We start from the raw sequence: 15,794 nt of genomic DNA, 5'->3' as shown, positions 1-15,794 counted from the left end.
ATCTCGTACCTACTTGGTTCAGTTCAAGCGGTGTTTGACCAGAACGACTTCCATACTCGTGTGAGTTTTCGCATTTATCGTGAAACGCTTTCGCGTTTTTCGTGCGCCACTTTGGCGTTACCACCACAGGGAGATGGGACAACTTTTTGAGAATCGGAATTGCGGAGATGTCCAGGGTGTTGCGGGTATAGGTTTCATAGGTACGGATGCCGCGCTCGCAGAGGATGACCTGATCGTTTCCGCCTGCCATGATGTATTCAGCGCTCATCAGGAGCTCTTCAATGGTGTTGGACAGGCCCCGCTTGAGCAGGATGGGCTTGTTGATCTTGCCCAATGCTTTGAGCAGCTCGAAATTCTGCATGTTTCGTGCACCCACTTGAATGATGTCCACGCCCTCCTCCTCGAAGAGCGGGATGTGCCCAATGCTCATAATCTCGGTTACGATCGGCAGACCGGTTTGTGCTTTGGCTTTTTTCAGAAGCTCGAGGCCCTCTGCCTGTAAGCCTTGAAAGGAGTAAGGGGAGGTTCTGGGCTTGAAGGCGCCTCCGCGCAGGAAGGCCGCCCCTGCGGCTTTTACACGCTCGGCAACCTCGCAGATCTGGGCCTCTGTCTCAACAGAACATGGACCAGCAATCAGCGCAAGGCTGCCGTCGCCGATCTTTTGCCCGGTGGGGAGGGTGATGACCGTGTTGTCAGGATGAAATTTCCGGTTGGCCTTCTTGTACGGTTCCTGCACGCGCTTTACGCTTTCGACAAAATCTTGTGCAGAAATGTAGTCGATATCGATGGATGTGGTGTCACCGAGCAAGCCGAGCACGGTACTCTGTGTGCCGACCCAAGTATTGACTTTGACATTGTATTCTTTGGTGAGATTATCCGCGAAATGTTTGACTTGCTCGTCTGTACAGTTTGGTTTCAATACAATAATCATGTTGATACCCTCCAAAATTTGAATGTTAGATTGTGGGAAAATAAAATAGGCGGAGCTGCGCGATGCAGCTCCGCCTATGATAAAAACAGCCAGGTTATTTTACAATGCAAGAGAAATGGCTATTTCCACTACAGGGGTTGGCACCGCAAAGATTGCATGCGTAAAAATCCCACGCCCAAAAGAAGCGGGGATAACCAAAGCCTGTAAATCGTGTGGTTTTTGCAATCTCAAGCATGATGGAACTCCTTGTACGGAAAATTCTTGTAAGTATCATAATACGACAGAAGAGGTTTGTCAAGAAAGAATTCTTTCCAATTTGCAGGAATTTTTTGAATTGTTGCAGAAGTCGAACTTTTTTCGCGCAAAAAAGAAAGCGAATACAACACTTTCTGAACGTTTGAGGAAACTGAAATAGCTCTGTTTTTTTATACGGCTGATGTTTTCCTCGGGCTGGATATGTAGCCCAAAGGAGGGCGAACTCTTATAGCTCATTCCGGTCGATGTACCAATTGAGCCGTCCAGTTTCAGGTGCTTTATGCTTGTATCGCCTTTTGCCATGGGAACCTACGAAGCAGACAAACCAATTTACTCAAATTTTCCAATGCCCACAGCATCTTACCGGAGATTGAACGTTTGGCAGCTTCGGGGCCAGGTCACAAACCTCCCTGGAAAGTCCGGATTAACCGCTTCCATGCTCTCCCAATTTGACTGGCGCTTGCGCGGCGGTCTTTTTGTCATGCTCTTTTCACCTTTTTCGGAGCCTGCAAATTTTTCTCAATTTCCGATTGACTGTCTATTTGCGGACTTGCAGGTGGGGCGATCCAGGAATGTTTTTTGTGGCGCTTGGCGCATTTTTTCGTGTGGCCACGGCATTTCGGCGGTTGGTTCTTCAAAGCAAGGCGTCCTTATCGCTATGGAAAACAGCTTAACCGAGCCGCTTGACCTGTTCCCAAACGCGCCCGGCAACGCGCTCTGCGCCACCGGAACCATCGACGATGATGTCGGCTGCCGCACAATATGCAGGGAGGCGCTTGCGGTATAAGTCAGAGATCACTTTCTTCCGGTTCGGCTTTTGCAGTAAGGGGCGCACGGTGTCGTTTTTCAACCGTTCCTGAATCAGCCCAATGGGGGTGTCCAGTAACACCGTGACACCGCTTTTACGAAATATTTTTACATTTTGCAGGCGGAGCAATGTCCCTCCACCAGAAGCGATTATCAGCCCCCGACGGCTCGCCAGTTCTCTGGCTGCCTCCGTTTCCATGCGCCGGAAGGTTTCCTCCCCATCCTGGGCGAAGATGTCGGCGATGGTTCGGCCCTCGCGCTCCTCAATGTAGTGGTCCATATCGAGAAATTCCATGTGCGTTTTCTGTGCCAAACGGCGCCCTACTGTGGTCTTTCCACTGCCCATAAACCCGCATAGGATGATATTCTTCGGCTTCTGTTTCATTGAAAAATCCGCTCCATTTCTTTGACGGCATCGCGGCATAGCGCATCGATGTCCGCATCACGGAAGGAGGCATTATACCAGATCTCCTGTGCGGCTGCCGCTTGACCTACCAACATGCGCATACCGCCGATCGCTTTTGCACCGTTCTGTTTTGCCAAGCGAAGCAAAAGGGTCTCGTCCGGATTGTATACCGCATCAAAGACCGCCGCACAGCGGGCCAGGACCTCTGCGGAAACTGGAGAAGCGTCCACATGCGGATACATCCCGACCGGCGTGCCATTGACCAACAGATCGAAATCGCCGGAGATTGCATCCAAGAGGGACACAGAAAGCCGTCCCCCGCGTCCCTGTTTTTGCAAGACGGCCGTCAATTCTTTGCACAAAGCCTGTGCTGCGGGCAAACTGTGTTCGCGTACAGCGATGGTGATGTCCGGCGCCTGCGCAGTTTCCAAGGCCTCGAAAGCCATTACGCGCGAAACGCCCCCCGCTCCCAGAATGGCGATGCGCCCAGACAGAGAAACGCCGGCACTCTCCAACGCCTTTGTAAAACCCGCTCCGTCGGTGGTGAATCCAATCAACCGGCCGTTTTCATTTTTGACTGTGTTTACCGAGTGAAAAAAGGCAGCTTTTTTGTCCAAATCATCCAAATAAGGAATGATTGCCTGTTTATGGGGAATGGTGATGTTAAAGCCGGAAAGTTCCCGTAGGCGGGGGAGAAAGGATTCCAAATCCTCCGGGGCAATATCCATCACGCGATAGGATGCTGCGCCATATCCGGCCAAGGAGAACAGGCAGCTGTGGATAAAGGGGGACATGGTGTGTGCGATCGGATGGCCAATCACAGCGAAGTTGTGAATGGGAAAGCTGGTTTTTTCACAATATGTTTTCTCGTCCATGGCAAACTCCTTAGAATCCCCGGCTTTTCGGGGAATTTGAAAATCCTTAAAAAACTTTAAGAATCATATTGACAAAGCGAAGGATTGCTAATAATATGTTGTTAAGCAACACGGGCAGCCAGTATTTTTAGGCGGCCCGGGGCAATTGTATCACATCTGGCGCTGCTTTGTCCATATTTGGAAGATGGCGTACAGCGGCGCTTTTTGTATGCTCATTCACACAAATCAGAAGGAGGAAAAGACATGGTTCTGGAAAAGGTAAAAGCGATTCTGAGCGAGCAGTTCGATGTGGAGGAGGATTCGATCACCGTCGATACGAGCATCGCTGACGATCTGGGCGCTGATTCCTTGGACGTTGTCGATTTGCTGATGTCTATTGAAGACGAGTTTGAAATCGAAGTTCCCGATGAAGAAATTGACAACATTAAGACGGTTGGGGAGCTCGTCAAGTACATCGAAGACCACGTTAACCCGTAACCCGCTCCTGACTGGAAATCCGCCGTGCATGCACGGCGGATTTTTTACTTGAAAAGCAAGGGGCCTTCTTATATAATGAAAGTTACGATAGAATTCCTGATATAAAAGAAAGTACCGGACTTACTTGAGGTGATGGATATGGGTCAAATGGACGCGCTGGCTCTGGCGGGACAGTGCTTTTTAGGTATTCTCGCTTTTATGGCTCTGATCGGGTTGGTGTTGGTACTGGTCAATTTCGTTGGGCGTAGACGCGGTAACAGGGCGGACGCTCCGCGCACCCACAATGCCGCAGACGACGGCAAACTTATAGAACAATCGACCACAAAGGATAAAGGGGAGTAAACAATGGCGGATCAAAAGAAGATGGTGGAGGCAATCACTCCTATGGAGGAGGATTTTGCCAAATGGTACACCGACATCGTGAAAAAGGCTGAACTGATGGACTATACCAGTGTGCGCGGCTGCATGGTGATCGAGCCGTATGGCTTTGCGCTTTGGGAGAATATCCGCGACAATCTTGACGCGCGGTTTAAAGAGCTGGGGCACGAGAATGTCTCCATGCCGATGTTCATTCCGGAAAGCTTGCTTCAAAAGGAAAAGGACCATGTAGAGGGGTTTGCGCCGGAAGTGGCTTGGGTGACAATGGGCGGCAATGAGCAGTTGGAAGAGCGCCTGTGCGTGCGTCCGACCTCAGAGACGTTGTTCTGCGATCACTATGCGCGTGTCATTCATTCTTGGCGCGACCTGCCGAAGCTGTATAACCAGTGGTGCAGCGTGGTGCGTTGGGAAAAGACAACCCGCCCGTTCCTGCGCAGTGTGGAGTTCCATTGGCAAGAGGGCCACACCATGCATGAGACGGCAGAGGAGGCAAAAGCGGAAACAGAGCAGATGCTCAAGGTGTACGCGGACTTCTGCGAGCAGGATCTGGCTATCCCGGTCATCAAGGGCAAGAAGACAGATAAGGAGAAATTTGCGGCGCAGAGGCGACTTATACCATCGAGGCGATGATGCACGACGGCAAGGCTCTGCAAAGCGGCACAAGCCACTACTTTGGCGATGGATTTGCACGCGCGTTCGATGTAACCTTTACTGGGCGCGATAATTCGATCCAATACCCGCACCAGACCTCCTGGGGGATGAGCACCCGCATCATCGGAGGAATCATTATGACTCATGGCGACAACAATGGTTTGGTGCTTCCACCCGCTGTGGCGCCGATTCAGGTGATGATTATCCCGATTGCCCAGCACAAAGAGGGCGTCCTGGATAAGGCTGGAGAGCTGCTTGCTCGTTTGAAGAAAACTTTCCGCGTGCGGATGGACGACTCTGAACAGTCCCCGGGCTGGAAATTTGCACAGTATGAAATGAAGGGGGTCCCGCTTCGTCTGGAGATTGGACCCAAGGACATCGAAAAGAATCAGTGTGTTTTGGTGCGCCGTACGGACCGGGAAAAGGTCTTTGTGCCGCTGGAGCAACTGGAAACGGCGATTGCAGAACAGTTGGAGATGGTTCGTAAGACGATGTACGAGACGGCACTGGCGCGCCGCGAGTCCATGACCTACACAGCGGCCACGTTGGATGAGCTCAAAGAGATCGCAGAGAACAAGCCGGGCTTCATCAAAGCAATGTGGTGCGGCGACCTGGCGTGTGAGGAGAAGCTCAAGGAAGTGGCTGGCGTCTCCTCGCGTTGTATGCCGTTTGAGCAGGAACATCTATCGGATACCTGTGTGTGCTGCGGCAAACCTGCAAAGACCATGGTCTACTGGGGCAAAGCATATTGATGCCGGTTTAGCAAGAAACCGCTTCGACTGTGTGGGGAAGGAAGTTGACGGATATGCGCAAAGCTTCTAAAGTGGTAACAGGGACAAAATACAAATCCAAAATGGATCGTTCCTTTTATATGAAGGCGTTGGCTGTGTTCCTTTTAGGGATTGTGTTTTTGGCGGTTTATTTTATCTTCCATAATATCCTGGTCGGCTTTTTAGGGACTTGGATGTTTGTGGCGCTTCTCTTGATTTTTTTGCCGGAGTACAAAAGTACCTATTATATTGTGGGGGACACTGGCTTACTTATTAAAAACGGTCTGTTTGATAAAGTGACCATCCTCTACCGCCAGATGATGGAGGTAACGGAGGAAAAGGGCGAGGCGCGCCATGGATCTTCCAGGGTTGCTTTGAGCAAAGACCGGATTTACATCCGTTACCGCATAAAAAGTAAAGAATACTGGCTGGAGATTTCACCGGAGAACAAAGAGCAGTTTTTGGAGGAGATCCAGGAAAAACGGATTGCCATGCCGAATCGCAAGCATTTGGCAGAAGAAGCAGAAAGAAAAGAGACGTTGGAAGAATCTGTTGGTCAGGAAGAGATCGAATAAGGAACAATGTAGGAACATGCTTGGATAGGTTCCTTACATGTACCTGATATGGGATGGATGGGGCTGCGGAATCGCTTTCCGCTGCCCCATCTTCGTTAAGATCATTCAATCGAGCCGATTGCAGGATGTTGCCCGAAGAAGCGAGCGAAAAGGGATATGGAATTCTTAGAGGGGGGTAAAACCCTTCAAGCGAGGCTTTCATCACTGCTGCTCAATGAAGGTAAGACGTAAGGGGATCATGCGATGAAAAAAGGTTGGCTTGTTCTGGCGACGCTCTTTGGGATTGTGGGGACCGTGGGCGTGGTTTGCCAGAAACTGCACGAACTTCCCCACATTCGAAGTAAGGAAGGCCATTTGGTCACAGTCATCGGCGGTATGGATGGCCCGACGGCTGTGTTTGTGGCAGGGCATTCCCGTTCATCCCTTTGGAGAACGGTCTGGGTACATGGCTGTAGGGTGCTTTCTAAAATAGCACAGTTCCGCGTTCGCCAGTTCCGCAGAAAAAGGCGTTAAAGGGGGTTCTCTCTGAATTTTCAGCTTCTTCTGGGAGGAGAAGTCCCCTTTGGGTGTTATAGGAAGAATTAGGCGAAATAGCCAAAATATTGCAAGAAAATTCTTGCAAAAAAGAGAAGATAGGACTTGCTATTTGGTGACCTATATGGTATTATAATCTAGCATGACTGCGACAGATATGCGTTGAAGCGGGAGGTTGCGGCTGAAAGATGCCGGTTTTTCCGTGGAGTATGTCCGATTTTAAACCGGGCGACAGATATTTTGAGCATGCGAAGGGATTGGGTTGCAATGCGCCCTTCTGCGCTCAGACGTTTTTGCCTACACCCGGATACATCTTGCAAAAGATGATCCGGTTTTCAATGCCGGTTGAAGAAACACCCGGCGCCGTGTTAGGATTTAAAACGCCGCCCGCCAACTACAATAAGGAGGCGATTCAAGTGGCAGTCAAGGAAAAGATCAGGATCAGAATCAAGGGGTACGACCATCAGCTGGTTGACCAGTCCGCAGAAAAGATTGTGCAGACGGCGAAACGCACGGGCGCAAGAGTTTCCGGGCCGGTGCCGCTGCCGACCGAGAAGCAGATCATCACGATTCTGCGCGCTGTTCACAAGTATAAGGACAGCCGTGAGCAGTTTGAAATGCGCACCCACAAGAGATTGATCGACATTCTCAGACCTTCCAATAAGACCGTTGAGGCTTTGATGGGTCTGGAACTCCCCGCAGGCGTTGAAATCGAGATTAAACTCTGATTTTAACCTACCAGCGGTCGAGGTCAAGTTGGCGAGAGCCAACCAATAACCTGTACAGGAGGTAAAATAATGCAAAAAGGTATTATCGGCAAGAAGATCGGTATGACACAGATCTTCGACGAACACGGGAAAGTAGTCCCGGTAACCGTCATCGAGGCGGGGCCCTGCGTGATTTCGCAGAAGAAAACCGTTGAAAACGACGGCTACGCAGCAGTCCAGATGGGCTATGGCGACATGAAGGCCCACAAGGTCAACAAGCCGATGCAGGGCCATTTCGCAAAGGGCGATGTCGCTCCGAAGAAGGTTCTGCGCGAGTTCCGTCTGGAAAACACGGATGCCTACAATGTGGGCGACCTCGTCAAAGTCGACGTCTTTGCGGCTGGCGACAAGGTGGATGTGTGCGGCACCAGCAAAGGTAAGGGCTATGCTGGCGGCATTAAGCGCTGGAATTTGCACCGGCTCAAGGAAACCCACGGTTCCGGCCCGGTTGCCCGCCATGCTGGTTCCAACGGCGCATGTTCCGATCCGTCCAGAGTGTTCAAGGGCAAGCATCTGCCCGGCCACCTCGGCGCGGAGAAGGTCACCGTCCAGAACTTGACGGTCGTTAAGGTGGACGTCGAAAACAACCTCATCGCCGTCAAAGGCGCAGTTCCGGGTCCAAACGGCGGCACCGTCGTGATCCGTGACAGCGTGAAGGCGTAAGGGAAGGAGGATTTGGTATGCCTACAGTAGCAGTACTCGATATGGCTGGCAAGGAGATCGAAAAGATCGACCTGTCCGAGTCCGTATTTGGAATTGAGCCCAATGTGAGCGTGATGCACGACGTGGTAAAGAATTACCTCGCCAACCAGCGTCAGGGCACACAGTCCGCGCTGACCCGCGCTGAAGTTTCCGGCGGTGGCAAAAAGCCGTGGAGACAGAAGGGCACCGGCCATGCCAGACAGGGTTCCACCCGCGCGCCCCAGTGGACGCACGGCGGCATCGCGTTTGCGCCAAAGCCGCGCAGCTATCGTTATACTTTAAATAAAAAGGTACGCCGTCTTGCAATGAAGTCCGCACTTTCCAGCAAAGTTGCTAGCAGCAATATGATCGTGCTGGATCAGATCACATTGGACGAATACAAGACCAAGACCATTGCTAACATGCTTAAGGCAATCGGCTCCGAAAAGAAGACGCTGATCGTTCTGCCCGAGCTCAACAGCAAGGTGGTTGCTTCCGCAGCAAACATCCCGGGCGTGAAGACCGCAATGGTGAACACCTTGAACGTCTACGACATCCTCAACGCCGACAAGTTTGTCGTTGTAAAGGACGCCGTCTCTCAGATTGAGGAGGTGTATGCATAATGGCAGCACAGGACATCGTGATCCGCCCCATTATCACGGAAAGAAGCATGGCCGGTATCGGCATGAAAAAGTACACCTTTGAAGTCGCAAAGAGTGCGACAAAGGTCGACATCAAAAGAGCGGTTGAAGAGCTCTTTGGCGTAAAGGTCAGTAAGGTCAACACCCTGCATGTGCGCGGACATCTCCGCCGCCAGGGCAGAACCGAGGGCTACACTCCTTCTTGGAAGAAGGCTGTCGTTACCCTGACCGAGGACAGCAAGTCCATTGAATTCTTTGAAGGTATGATGTAAGAAAGCCGGATGCGCTTATAGAGCGTACCCAGTGCTTTCGGCAAGGTATGGGGCGTTGGCAACGTCCCGCAAAGCCATCATGAGGAGTGTGAAACCGAAATGCCTATTACTAATTATAAACCGACAACCAATGCCAGAAGGAATATGTCCGTAACAGACTACACGGGCCTTTCCAAGGTTGCACCGGAAAAGAGCCTTTTGGCTTCCAAAAAGAATCGTTCCGGCCGCAACAGCTATGGCAGAATTACCGTCCGTCATCGCGGCGGCGGCAATCGCAAGAAGTATCGTATCATCGACTTCAAGCGCCAGAAGGCGGATATGCCGGCAACCGTGCTCACATTGGAGTACGATCCGAACCGCTCCGCGTTTATCGCGCTTGTTCAGTATGAGGATGGCGAGAAGCGGTATATCATTGCGCCGCACGGCCTGAAGGTCGGCGACGTGGTCGTTTCCGGTGCGTCTGCGGACATCAAGCCGGGCAACGCGCTTCCGCTGGCAAATATCCCGACCGGTACCTTTGTCCACAACGTCGAGCTGTATCCCGGCAAGGGCGCACAGCTGGCGCGTGCAGCTGGCAACATGGCACAGCTGATGGCAAAGGAGAACGGCATGGCTCTTTTGAGACTGCCGTCCGGCGAGCTCCGCAACGTTTCTGCAACCTGCATGGCTACGGTTGGCCAGGTCAGCAACATCGACCATGAAAATGTGAAGATCGGTAAAGCAGGCCGCAAGCGTCACATGGGTTGGAGACCGACTGTCCGCGGTTCTGTTATGAACCCGAACGACCACCCGCACGGCGGCGGCGAAGGCAAATCGCCGATTGGACATCCGGGCCCGATGACCCCGTGGGGCAAGCCGGCGCTCGGCTATAAGACGCGCGCCCACCACAACCGTTCCGATAAGTTCATTGTGAAACGCAGAAACGGCAAATAAGGCGTACGGAAAGGAGCTTGTAATTTATGAGCAGAAGCATTAAAAAGGGTCCTTTTGTACAGCCTGTGCTGCTGAAAAGGATTCAGGAAATGAATGCGGCCGGCGAAAAGAAAATCGTGAAGACCTGGAGCAGAGCTTCCGTTATCTTCCCGGATTTCGTAGGCCACACCATCGCGGTCCACGACGGCCGCAAGCATGTTCCGGTATATGTCACAGAGGACATGGTTGGCCACAAACTCGGCGAGTTTGCCCCGACCAGAACCTTTAAGGGCCATGCCGGTTCCAAAACAACTGGTAAATAAGGGCCGAAAGGAGTATAGACAATGGAAGCAGAAGCAAGGGCTTATCTGAAATACGCCCGTATTTCTCCCCGTAAAGTGTCCATCGTACTGGACCTGATTCGCAACAAGCCGGTGGACGTTGCAATGGCTATCCTCAAGAATACCCCCAAGGCCGCTTGTGAATATCTTGAAAAGCTGTTGAAGTCGGCCATGGCGAACGCTGAGAATAACCACAACATGGATGTATCCAGACTGTACGTAGCAGAGTGCTTCGTATGTCCGGCCCGATCCTCAAGCGCATCCGTCCCAGAGCGCAGGGCCGCGCGTATAGAATCGAGAAGAGAACTTCGCACGTCACCCTCGTGCTCAAGGAAAAAGAATAAGCAGATGAGGAGGTAAACTATGGGCCAGAAAGTAAATCCACATGGGTTCCGTGTGGGCGTAATTAAAGATTGCGATTCCCGCTGGTTCGCGAAGGACAATGTTTTCGGCGATACGCTCGTTGAAGATTACAACCTGCGCAGAACTTTGAAGAAGCAGCTGGCGGCTGCCGGCGTTCCCGAAGATTGAAATCGAGCGTGATGCCTCCAAGGTGCGCGTTCATATCCACTGTGCAAAACCCGGCATGGTCATCGGCAAGGGTGGCGCAGAGATCGAGAAGCTCCGCCTCCAGTGCGAAAAGATGCTCGGCAAGCCGGTTGCCATCAATATTGTTGAAGTGAAGTCCCCGGACCTCAACGCGCAGCTGATCGCAGAGAACATTGCACAGCAGCTGGAAAAGAGAATTTCTTTCCGCCGCGCGATGAAGCAGTGCATCGGCCGTGCAATGAAGCTCGGTGCAAAGGGTATCAAGACCCAGGTTTCCGGCCGTTTGGGCGGTGCTGAAATCGCCAGAACGGAACAGTATCACGACGGAACGATTCCGCTGCAGACCATCCGCGCGGACATCGATTATGGCTTTGCAGAAGCCGCCACCACCTATGGCCGCATCGGCATTAAGGTGTGGCTCTATAAGGGCGAGGTTCTCAACGATAACCGCAAGCCCCGCAGGGAAGGAGGCAGTAAATAATGCTGTTGCCGTAAGCGTGTAAAATACCGCAGAGTGCATCGTGGCCGTCTGACCGGCAAGGCATATCGCGGCAATACAGTGACCTACGGCGATTTCGGCCTCCAGGCCATGGAGCCGGCATGGATCACCTCGAACCAGATCGAAGCAGCTCGTGTTGCCATGACACGTTACTGCAAGAGATTCGGTAAAGTTTGGATCAAAATTTTCCCGGATAAGCCGATTACTGAGAAGCCGGCTGAGACCCGAATGGGTTCCGGTAAAGGTTCCCCGGAATACTGGGTAGCCGTTGTTAAGCCAGGCAGAGTGATGTTCGAAATCGGCGGTGTCTCCGAAGAGACCGCTAGAGAAGCATTGCGTCTTGCATCCAACAAGCTGCCGATTAAGTGCAAGTTTGTCAAAAAGGAAGGAACGGGTGGTGAGCAGTAATGAAGGCCTCAGAAGTCAGAGATTTAACAACTGCAGAACTGGAAAGTAAGCTGAAAGACCTCAAGGCCGAGCTTTTCAACCTGCGCTTCCAGCTTGCTATTAATCAGCTCGATAACCCGATGCGCATCTCCGCTGTAAAGAAGGACATCGCGCGCGTGAAGACGGTTCTGCGCGAGAACGAGATCAAGGACAGCGCGAAGGCGTAACGGAAGGGAGGATTAACTGTGAGCGATCGTAATTTGAGAAAAACAGAGGTTGGCAGAGTTGTCAGCAACAAGATGGATAAGACCGTCGTCGTTGCCATTGAGGACAGCGTGAAGCATCCGCTGTATAAGAAAGTTATCAAACGTACCGTTAAGCTGAAGGCACATGATGAGAACAACGAATGCTCCATCGGTGACCGCGTGCGTGTGATGGAGACCCGTCCGCTCAGCAAAGAGAAGAGATGGCGTCTCGTCGAGATTATTGAGAAGGCCAAATAAGTTCGTTTGGCTTAAGCAAAGGAGGAACGCACTGTGATACAACAGCAGACCTACCTGAAAGTGGCCGACAACACCGGCGCGAAGGAGCTTATGTGCATCCGCGTTCTCGGCGGTACCGGCAGAAGGTATGCAAATATTGGCGACGTGGTAGTTGCTTCTGTGAAAAAAGCAACCCCCGGCGGCCAGGTGAAGAAGGGCGACGTTGTGAAGGCGGTTGTAGTCCGCACCGCTTCCGGCGTACGCCGCGACGATGGCACGTACATTCGCTTTGACGAGAATGCGGCTGTCATCATCAAAGAAGATAAGAATCCGAGGGGGACGCGTATCTTTGGGCCTGTGGCAAGAGAGCTGCGCGATAAGGATTATATGAAGATCCTGAGCCTTGCCCCCGAAGTGCTGTAATGGGAGGTGCTCACTGATGAATAACAAAGTTCATGTAAAAACGGGTGACACCGTCATCGTTATCAGCGGCAGGGACCGCGGCAAGAAGGGCAAGGTCATGGCCGTGAGCCCGAAGGAAGGCAAAGTCATCGTTGAGGGCCGCAACATGGTCAGCAAGCATGTCAAGGCTCGCAAGATGGGCGACCAGGCCGGCATTGTCCAGGCTGAGAGCGCTATCTATGCCTGCAAGGTCCAGATTGTCTGCCCGCGCTGCGGCAAACCGACGCGTGTCGCACATAAAGTTTATGAAGACGGCACCAAGGAACGCATTTGTGCAAAATGCGGCGAGTCGCTGTAAGGGAGGATAAAACATGGCCAGACTTAAGGATTACTATAAAAAAGATGTCGCTCCGGCGCTGATGAAGAAGTTTTCCTACAAAAGCGTGATGCAGATTCCGAAGCTCGACAAGGTCGTCATCAATGTTGGCGCTGGCGAGGCGAAGGATAACGCAAAAGTGATCGACGCCATTATGGTGGACCTCGCTGCCATCACCGGCCAGAAGCCGATGATCTGCAAAGCGAAGAAGTCGGTTGCAAACTTCAAGCTCCGTGAGGGCATGAACATTGGCGTGAAGGTAACGCTCAGAGGAGACCGTATGTATGAGTTCATCGACCGTCTCTTCAATGTAGCGCTTCCGCGCGTCAGAGACTTTAGAGGTATCAACCCGAACTCTTTTGATGGCCGCGGCAATTACAATTTGGGCATCAAAGAACAGTTGATCTTCCCGGAGATCGACTATGATAAGATCGATAAGGTCCGCGGAATGGACATCTGTTTCGTGACTACCGCAAACACCGACGAGGAATCCAGAGAGCTTTTGTCCCTCATGGGCGCCCCGTTTGCGAAATAAGGAGGGATTATTGTGGCCAAGACTTCTATGAAAATCAAACAGCGTAGACCGGCGAAGTATTCTTCCCGTGCGTATAACAGATGCAAAATCTGTGGCAGGCCGCATGCCTATCTTCGCAAGTTCGGAATTTGCCGTATCTGCTTCCGCGAACTCGCCTATAAGGGTGAGATTCCGGGCGTGAAAAAGGCCAGCTGGTAAAGCTTAGCAAAGGAGGTAACGGTATGCAAATTACAGATACAATTGCTGATTTGCTTACCCGTATTCGCAATGCGGTTTCCGCAAAGCATGATTCCGTCGACATCCCTGCTTCCAACATGAAGAAGGCCATTGTGCAGATTCTGGTGGATGAGGGCTATGTGAAGAATTTTACGGTCGTTGAGGACGGCAAACAGGGCATCATCAAAGTGAACTTGAAGTATGGCGAGGGCAAGACCCCGGTTATCAAGGGGCTGCGCCGGGTATCCAAGCCGGGCCTTCGCATTTATTCCAGCGCTGAGGAACTGCCGAAGGTCATGAAGGGCCTGGGCGTCGCCATCATCTCCACGTCCAAGGGCGTCATGACGGACCGTCAGGCGCGCAAGGAAAATGTTGGCGGAGAGGTCCTCGCATTTATTTGGTAAATAAGGGGGTGCAGAAATGTCTCGAATTGGAAGAAAACCCATAAATATTCCCGCTGGCGTCAATGTGAAAGTTGACGGCAACGTTATCACGGTCAAGGGCCCGAAGGCAACCCTCACCCAGCAGTTCCACCCGAATATGACGGTGGCTGTCGAGGGTAGCGAAATCCTCGTGACCCGTCCGAATGACGAAAAAGAGAACCGCTCTCTGCACGGCCTGACCCGTACGCTCATCCACAACATGGTGATCGGCGTAACGGAGGGCTTTAAGAAAGAGCTGGACGTCAACGGCGTCGGCTACCGTGTGCAGAAGCAGGGCAAGAACCTCGTAATGAACCTGGGCTATTCCCATCAGGTGATTGTTCCCGAAATCGACGGCATCACAATCGAGTGCCCGTCCGCGAACAAGATCGTGATCCTCGGCTCGGACAAACAGAAGGTCGGCCAGTTTGCTGCGGAAGTCCGCGAGAAGCGTCCGCCAGAGCCGTACAAGGGCAAGGGTATCCGCTATACTGGCGAATTTGTCCGTCATAAGGAAGGCAAGGCCGGTAAGGGCGCCAAGAAGTAAGGAGTGAATGACAAATGGTGAATAAGGCTGATACAAACAAAGCCAGATTGAACCGCCACAAGAGAGTGCGCGGCAAGATTTCCGGCACCGCAGAGTGCCCGCGCCTGAATGTATTTCGCTCTACCAAAAACATCTACGCCCAGATCATCGACGATGTAAAAGGAGTTACCCTCGTGGCAGCTTCTTCCCTGGACAAGGAGTTCAATGGTAACGGCGGAAACAAGGAAGCCGCACGCAAGGTTGGCGAGCTGATCGCTAAACGCGCCGCTGAAAAGGGCATTTCCCAGGTCGTATTTGACCGCGGCGGTTATATTTTCCACGGCCGCGTCAAAGAGCTGGCCGAAGGCGCCCGCGAGGGCGGCCTCAAGTTCTAAGAAGGAGGGATACTTTTGGCTAGATTTGACGCACCCAGACAGCAGTCTCAGGATGAGATGCAAGAGCATGTAGTCGCAATCAACCGTGTAAGTAAGACCGTCAAGGGCGGCCGTATCTTCAAGTTTGCTGCGCTCGTCGTGGTAGGCGATGGAAAAGGTACCGTTGGTTTCGGCATTGGTAAAGCAGGCGAAGTTCCCGAGGCGATCCGCAAGGGCATTGAGGACGCCAAGAAGAACCTGATTAAGGTCGCAATGCGCGGCGGTACGATCCCGCATGAGATCATCGGCGAGTACGGCGCAGGCAGAGTTTTGATGAAGCCTGCAGCACCTGGTACCGGCGTAATCGCTGGCGGCCCGGTTCGTGCAGTTGTCGAGGCTGTGGGTATCAAAGATATCCGTACCAAGGCACTGCGTTCCAACAACCCGTGCAATGTAGTCCGCGCAACCTTGGCCGGTATGGCTCAGCTGCGCACAGCCGACGAAGTTGCCGCGATCCGCGGTAAGTCGGTGCAGGACATTCTTTAAGGAGGGGGTAGCAAGATGGCACAGGTAAAGGTGAAGCTGGTAAGAAGCCTTATCGGCAGCAAGAAAGACCAGATTGCAACCGCCCAGGCGCTTGGTCTTCGCAAAATTGGTGACGAGTCCGTTCAGCCGGACAACGACCAGACCAAAGGTAAGGTGGCCAAGATCATCCACCTCGTCGAGGTAGTCGAAGCGTAAGCTAAGCAAGCA

Annotated in this window: 25 protein-coding genes and 4 pseudogenes; 26 read left to right on the top strand and 3 right to left on the bottom strand. The window is 52.4% G+C overall.

The annotated features are described in order from the left end of the window. Positions 1-931, bottom strand: a 931-nt coding sequence (gene aroF / locus ACGCCZ_RS06765) for a 3-deoxy-7-phosphoheptulonate synthase (RefSeq protein ID WP_411655609.1), incomplete at its 3' end; no start/stop codon positions are given. A 76-nt stretch (positions 932-1,007) separates the two neighbouring features. Between aroF and ACGCCZ_RS06760 the strand changes: the two genes are divergently transcribed. Then, positions 1,008-1,346: a hypothetical protein gene (locus ACGCCZ_RS06760; RefSeq protein WP_411655608.1), complete on the top strand. Its 339-nt coding sequence runs from the start codon at positions 1,008-1,010 to the stop codon at positions 1,344-1,346. A 510-nt stretch (positions 1,347-1,856) separates the two neighbouring features. On the opposite strand, the gene ACGCCZ_RS06755 is transcribed toward ACGCCZ_RS06760, so the two are convergent. Beyond that, positions 1,857-2,378, bottom strand: a complete 522-nt coding sequence (locus ACGCCZ_RS06755; protein ID WP_054324007.1) for a shikimate kinase — start codon at positions 2,376-2,378, stop codon at positions 1,857-1,859. Further along, entirely contained in the window at positions 2,375-3,274 is a 900-nt protein-coding gene (locus ACGCCZ_RS06750; protein WP_054324008.1) for a shikimate dehydrogenase family protein, read from the bottom strand. The genes ACGCCZ_RS06755 and ACGCCZ_RS06750 overlap by 4 nt, the downstream gene beginning before the upstream one ends. 243 nt (positions 3,275-3,517) lie before the next feature. Between ACGCCZ_RS06750 and acpP the strand changes: the two genes are divergently transcribed. The 25 genes and pseudogenes from acpP to rpmD all read left to right on the top strand — a co-directional run bounded on the left by acpP (position 3,518) and on the right by rpmD (position 15,782). Next, positions 3,518-3,751 carry an acyl carrier protein gene (gene acpP / locus ACGCCZ_RS06745; RefSeq protein ID WP_054324009.1) on the top strand — a complete coding sequence of 78 codons (234 nt, stop codon included), beginning with the start codon at positions 3,518-3,520 and terminating at the stop codon, positions 3,749-3,751. Positions 3,752-3,889: 138 nt separating this feature from the next. Further along, on the top strand, positions 3,890-4,093 hold the full coding sequence (locus ACGCCZ_RS06740) for a hypothetical protein (RefSeq protein WP_054324010.1): 204 nt from the start codon (positions 3,890-3,892) through the stop codon (positions 4,091-4,093). 3 nt (positions 4,094-4,096) lie between these two features. Further along, positions 4,097-5,532 (top strand): annotated as a pseudogene (gene proS / locus ACGCCZ_RS06735) (proline--tRNA ligase). A 53-nt stretch (positions 5,533-5,585) separates the two neighbouring features. Then, positions 5,586-6,125: a PH domain-containing protein gene (locus ACGCCZ_RS06730; RefSeq protein WP_085533568.1), complete on the top strand. Its 540-nt coding sequence runs from the start codon at positions 5,586-5,588 to the stop codon at positions 6,123-6,125. 243 nt (positions 6,126-6,368) lie between these two features. After that, a complete protein-coding gene (locus ACGCCZ_RS06725) occupies positions 6,369-6,638 on the top strand; it encodes a hypothetical protein (protein WP_054324014.1) in 270 nt (89 codons plus the stop codon). A 437-nt stretch (positions 6,639-7,075) separates the two neighbouring features. Then, positions 7,076-7,387 carry a 30S ribosomal protein S10 gene (rpsJ, locus tag ACGCCZ_RS06720; RefSeq protein ID WP_038325938.1) on the top strand — a complete coding sequence of 104 codons (312 nt, stop codon included), beginning with the start codon at positions 7,076-7,078 and terminating at the stop codon, positions 7,385-7,387. A 69-nt stretch (positions 7,388-7,456) separates the two neighbouring features. After that, a complete protein-coding gene (gene rplC / locus ACGCCZ_RS06715; protein WP_054324015.1) occupies positions 7,457-8,089 on the top strand; it encodes a 50S ribosomal protein L3 in 633 nt (210 codons plus the stop codon). A gap of 17 nt (positions 8,090-8,106) precedes the next feature. Continuing rightward, complete coding sequence (gene rplD / locus ACGCCZ_RS06710) at positions 8,107-8,730, top strand: 50S ribosomal protein L4 (protein WP_411655607.1); 624 nt, start codon at positions 8,107-8,109, stop codon at positions 8,728-8,730. Further along, positions 8,730-9,020: a 50S ribosomal protein L23 gene (gene rplW / locus ACGCCZ_RS06705; protein WP_054324017.1), complete on the top strand. Its 291-nt coding sequence runs from the start codon at positions 8,730-8,732 to the stop codon at positions 9,018-9,020. The genes rplD and rplW overlap by 1 nt, the downstream gene beginning before the upstream one ends. A 99-nt stretch (positions 9,021-9,119) precedes the next feature. After that, complete coding sequence (gene rplB, locus ACGCCZ_RS06700) at positions 9,120-9,953, top strand: 50S ribosomal protein L2 (protein ID WP_054324018.1); 834 nt, start codon at positions 9,120-9,122, stop codon at positions 9,951-9,953. 26 nt (positions 9,954-9,979) lie between these two features. Further along, positions 9,980-10,255: a 30S ribosomal protein S19 gene (gene rpsS, locus ACGCCZ_RS06695; RefSeq protein WP_054324019.1), complete on the top strand. Its 276-nt coding sequence runs from the start codon at positions 9,980-9,982 to the stop codon at positions 10,253-10,255. A 21-nt stretch (positions 10,256-10,276) separates the two neighbouring features. Further along, positions 10,277-10,617: pseudogene (rplV, locus tag ACGCCZ_RS06690) on the top strand (50S ribosomal protein L22). A 19-nt stretch (positions 10,618-10,636) separates the two neighbouring features. Beyond that, positions 10,637-11,303 (top strand): annotated as a pseudogene (gene rpsC / locus ACGCCZ_RS06685) (30S ribosomal protein S3). Beyond that, a pseudogene (rplP, locus tag ACGCCZ_RS06680) lies at positions 11,303-11,729 on the top strand (50S ribosomal protein L16). Before rpsC ends, rplP begins: the two co-directional pseudogenes overlap by 1 nt. Further along, positions 11,729-11,935, top strand: a complete 207-nt coding sequence (gene rpmC / locus ACGCCZ_RS06675; RefSeq protein WP_054324023.1) for a 50S ribosomal protein L29 — start codon at positions 11,729-11,731, stop codon at positions 11,933-11,935. The pseudogene rplP and the gene rpmC overlap by 1 nt, the downstream one beginning before the upstream one ends. A gap of 18 nt (positions 11,936-11,953) precedes the next feature. Continuing rightward, a complete protein-coding gene (gene rpsQ, locus ACGCCZ_RS06670) occupies positions 11,954-12,211 on the top strand; it encodes a 30S ribosomal protein S17 (protein WP_054324024.1) in 258 nt (85 codons plus the stop codon). Between the two features lie 33 nt (positions 12,212-12,244). Next, the gene (rplN, locus tag ACGCCZ_RS06665) at positions 12,245-12,613 is read left to right on the top strand and encodes a 50S ribosomal protein L14 (protein ID WP_054324025.1); all 369 of its coding nucleotides are present in this window, start codon (positions 12,245-12,247) and stop codon (positions 12,611-12,613) included. Between the two features lie 16 nt (positions 12,614-12,629). Continuing rightward, positions 12,630-12,950 (top strand): 50S ribosomal protein L24, encoded by a 321-nt coding sequence (gene rplX / locus ACGCCZ_RS06660; RefSeq protein ID WP_054324026.1) that lies wholly within the window; start codon positions 12,630-12,632, stop codon positions 12,948-12,950. A 13-nt stretch (positions 12,951-12,963) separates the two neighbouring features. Further along, the gene (gene rplE / locus ACGCCZ_RS06655) at positions 12,964-13,503 is read left to right on the top strand and encodes a 50S ribosomal protein L5 (RefSeq protein ID WP_054324027.1); all 540 of its coding nucleotides are present in this window, start codon (positions 12,964-12,966) and stop codon (positions 13,501-13,503) included. Between the two features lie 12 nt (positions 13,504-13,515). Continuing rightward, positions 13,516-13,701 carry a type Z 30S ribosomal protein S14 gene (locus ACGCCZ_RS06650; protein WP_054324028.1) on the top strand — a complete coding sequence of 62 codons (186 nt, stop codon included), beginning with the start codon at positions 13,516-13,518 and terminating at the stop codon, positions 13,699-13,701. Positions 13,702-13,724: 23 nt separating this feature from the next. Beyond that, positions 13,725-14,123, top strand: coding sequence for a 30S ribosomal protein S8 (gene rpsH, locus ACGCCZ_RS06645; protein ID WP_054324029.1), 399 nt, complete (start codon positions 13,725-13,727; stop codon positions 14,121-14,123). Between the two features lie 16 nt (positions 14,124-14,139). Continuing rightward, entirely contained in the window at positions 14,140-14,688 is a 549-nt protein-coding gene (rplF, locus tag ACGCCZ_RS06640; protein ID WP_054324030.1) for a 50S ribosomal protein L6, read from the top strand. Between the two features lie 14 nt (positions 14,689-14,702). Then, entirely contained in the window at positions 14,703-15,062 is a 360-nt protein-coding gene (gene rplR / locus ACGCCZ_RS06635) for a 50S ribosomal protein L18 (RefSeq protein ID WP_054324031.1), read from the top strand. Between the two features lie 57 nt (positions 15,063-15,119). Continuing rightward, on the top strand, positions 15,120-15,587 hold the full coding sequence (rpsE, locus tag ACGCCZ_RS06630) for a 30S ribosomal protein S5 (RefSeq protein WP_143255384.1): 468 nt from the start codon (positions 15,120-15,122) through the stop codon (positions 15,585-15,587). Between the two features lie 15 nt (positions 15,588-15,602). Beyond that, entirely contained in the window at positions 15,603-15,782 is a 180-nt protein-coding gene (gene rpmD, locus ACGCCZ_RS06625; RefSeq protein WP_054324033.1) for a 50S ribosomal protein L30, read from the top strand. Positions 15,783-15,794: the final 12 nt, after the last annotated feature.

The sequence above is a fragment of the Anaeromassilibacillus sp. SJQ-1 genome (assembly GCF_046693725.1).
Classification (GTDB): domain Bacteria; phylum Bacillota; class Clostridia; order Oscillospirales; family Acutalibacteraceae; genus Anaeromassilibacillus.
This window is presented reverse-complemented; position numbering and strand designations above follow the sequence as displayed.

Bases quoted from the DNA above. Each gene is read 5' to 3' on its own strand.
- ACGCCZ_RS06760 (WP_411655608.1), top strand. From the start codon at position 1,008: ATGATAAAAACAGCCAGGTTATTTTACAATGCAAGAGAAATGGCTATT.
- ACGCCZ_RS06755 (WP_054324007.1), bottom strand. From the start codon at position 2,378: ATGAAACAGAAGCCGAAGAATATCATCCTATGCGGGTTTATGGGCAGT.
- ACGCCZ_RS06750 (WP_054324008.1), bottom strand. From the start codon at position 3,274: ATGGACGAGAAAACATATTGTGAAAAAACCAGCTTTCCCATTCACAAC.
- acpP (WP_054324009.1), top strand. From the start codon at position 3,518: ATGGTTCTGGAAAAGGTAAAAGCGATTCTGAGCGAGCAGTTCGATGTG.
- ACGCCZ_RS06740 (WP_054324010.1), top strand. From the start codon at position 3,890: ATGGGTCAAATGGACGCGCTGGCTCTGGCGGGACAGTGCTTTTTAGGT.
- ACGCCZ_RS06730 (WP_085533568.1), top strand. From the start codon at position 5,586: ATGCGCAAAGCTTCTAAAGTGGTAACAGGGACAAAATACAAATCCAAA.
- ACGCCZ_RS06725 (WP_054324014.1), top strand. From the start codon at position 6,369: ATGAAAAAAGGTTGGCTTGTTCTGGCGACGCTCTTTGGGATTGTGGGG.
- rplC (WP_054324015.1), top strand. From the start codon at position 7,457: ATGCAAAAAGGTATTATCGGCAAGAAGATCGGTATGACACAGATCTTC.
- rplD (WP_411655607.1), top strand. From the start codon at position 8,107: ATGCCTACAGTAGCAGTACTCGATATGGCTGGCAAGGAGATCGAAAAG.
- rplW (WP_054324017.1), top strand. From the start codon at position 8,730: ATGGCAGCACAGGACATCGTGATCCGCCCCATTATCACGGAAAGAAGC.
- rplB (WP_054324018.1), top strand. From the start codon at position 9,120: ATGCCTATTACTAATTATAAACCGACAACCAATGCCAGAAGGAATATG.
- rpsS (WP_054324019.1), top strand. From the start codon at position 9,980: ATGAGCAGAAGCATTAAAAAGGGTCCTTTTGTACAGCCTGTGCTGCTG.
- rpmC (WP_054324023.1), top strand. From the start codon at position 11,729: ATGAAGGCCTCAGAAGTCAGAGATTTAACAACTGCAGAACTGGAAAGT.
- rplX (WP_054324026.1), top strand. From the start codon at position 12,630: ATGAATAACAAAGTTCATGTAAAAACGGGTGACACCGTCATCGTTATC.
- rplE (WP_054324027.1), top strand. From the start codon at position 12,964: ATGGCCAGACTTAAGGATTACTATAAAAAAGATGTCGCTCCGGCGCTG.
- rpsH (WP_054324029.1), top strand. From the start codon at position 13,725: ATGCAAATTACAGATACAATTGCTGATTTGCTTACCCGTATTCGCAAT.
- rplF (WP_054324030.1), top strand. From the start codon at position 14,140: ATGTCTCGAATTGGAAGAAAACCCATAAATATTCCCGCTGGCGTCAAT.
- rplR (WP_054324031.1), top strand. From the start codon at position 14,703: ATGGTGAATAAGGCTGATACAAACAAAGCCAGATTGAACCGCCACAAG.
- rpsE (WP_143255384.1), top strand. From the start codon at position 15,120: ATGCAAGAGCATGTAGTCGCAATCAACCGTGTAAGTAAGACCGTCAAG.
- rpmD (WP_054324033.1), top strand. From the start codon at position 15,603: ATGGCACAGGTAAAGGTGAAGCTGGTAAGAAGCCTTATCGGCAGCAAG.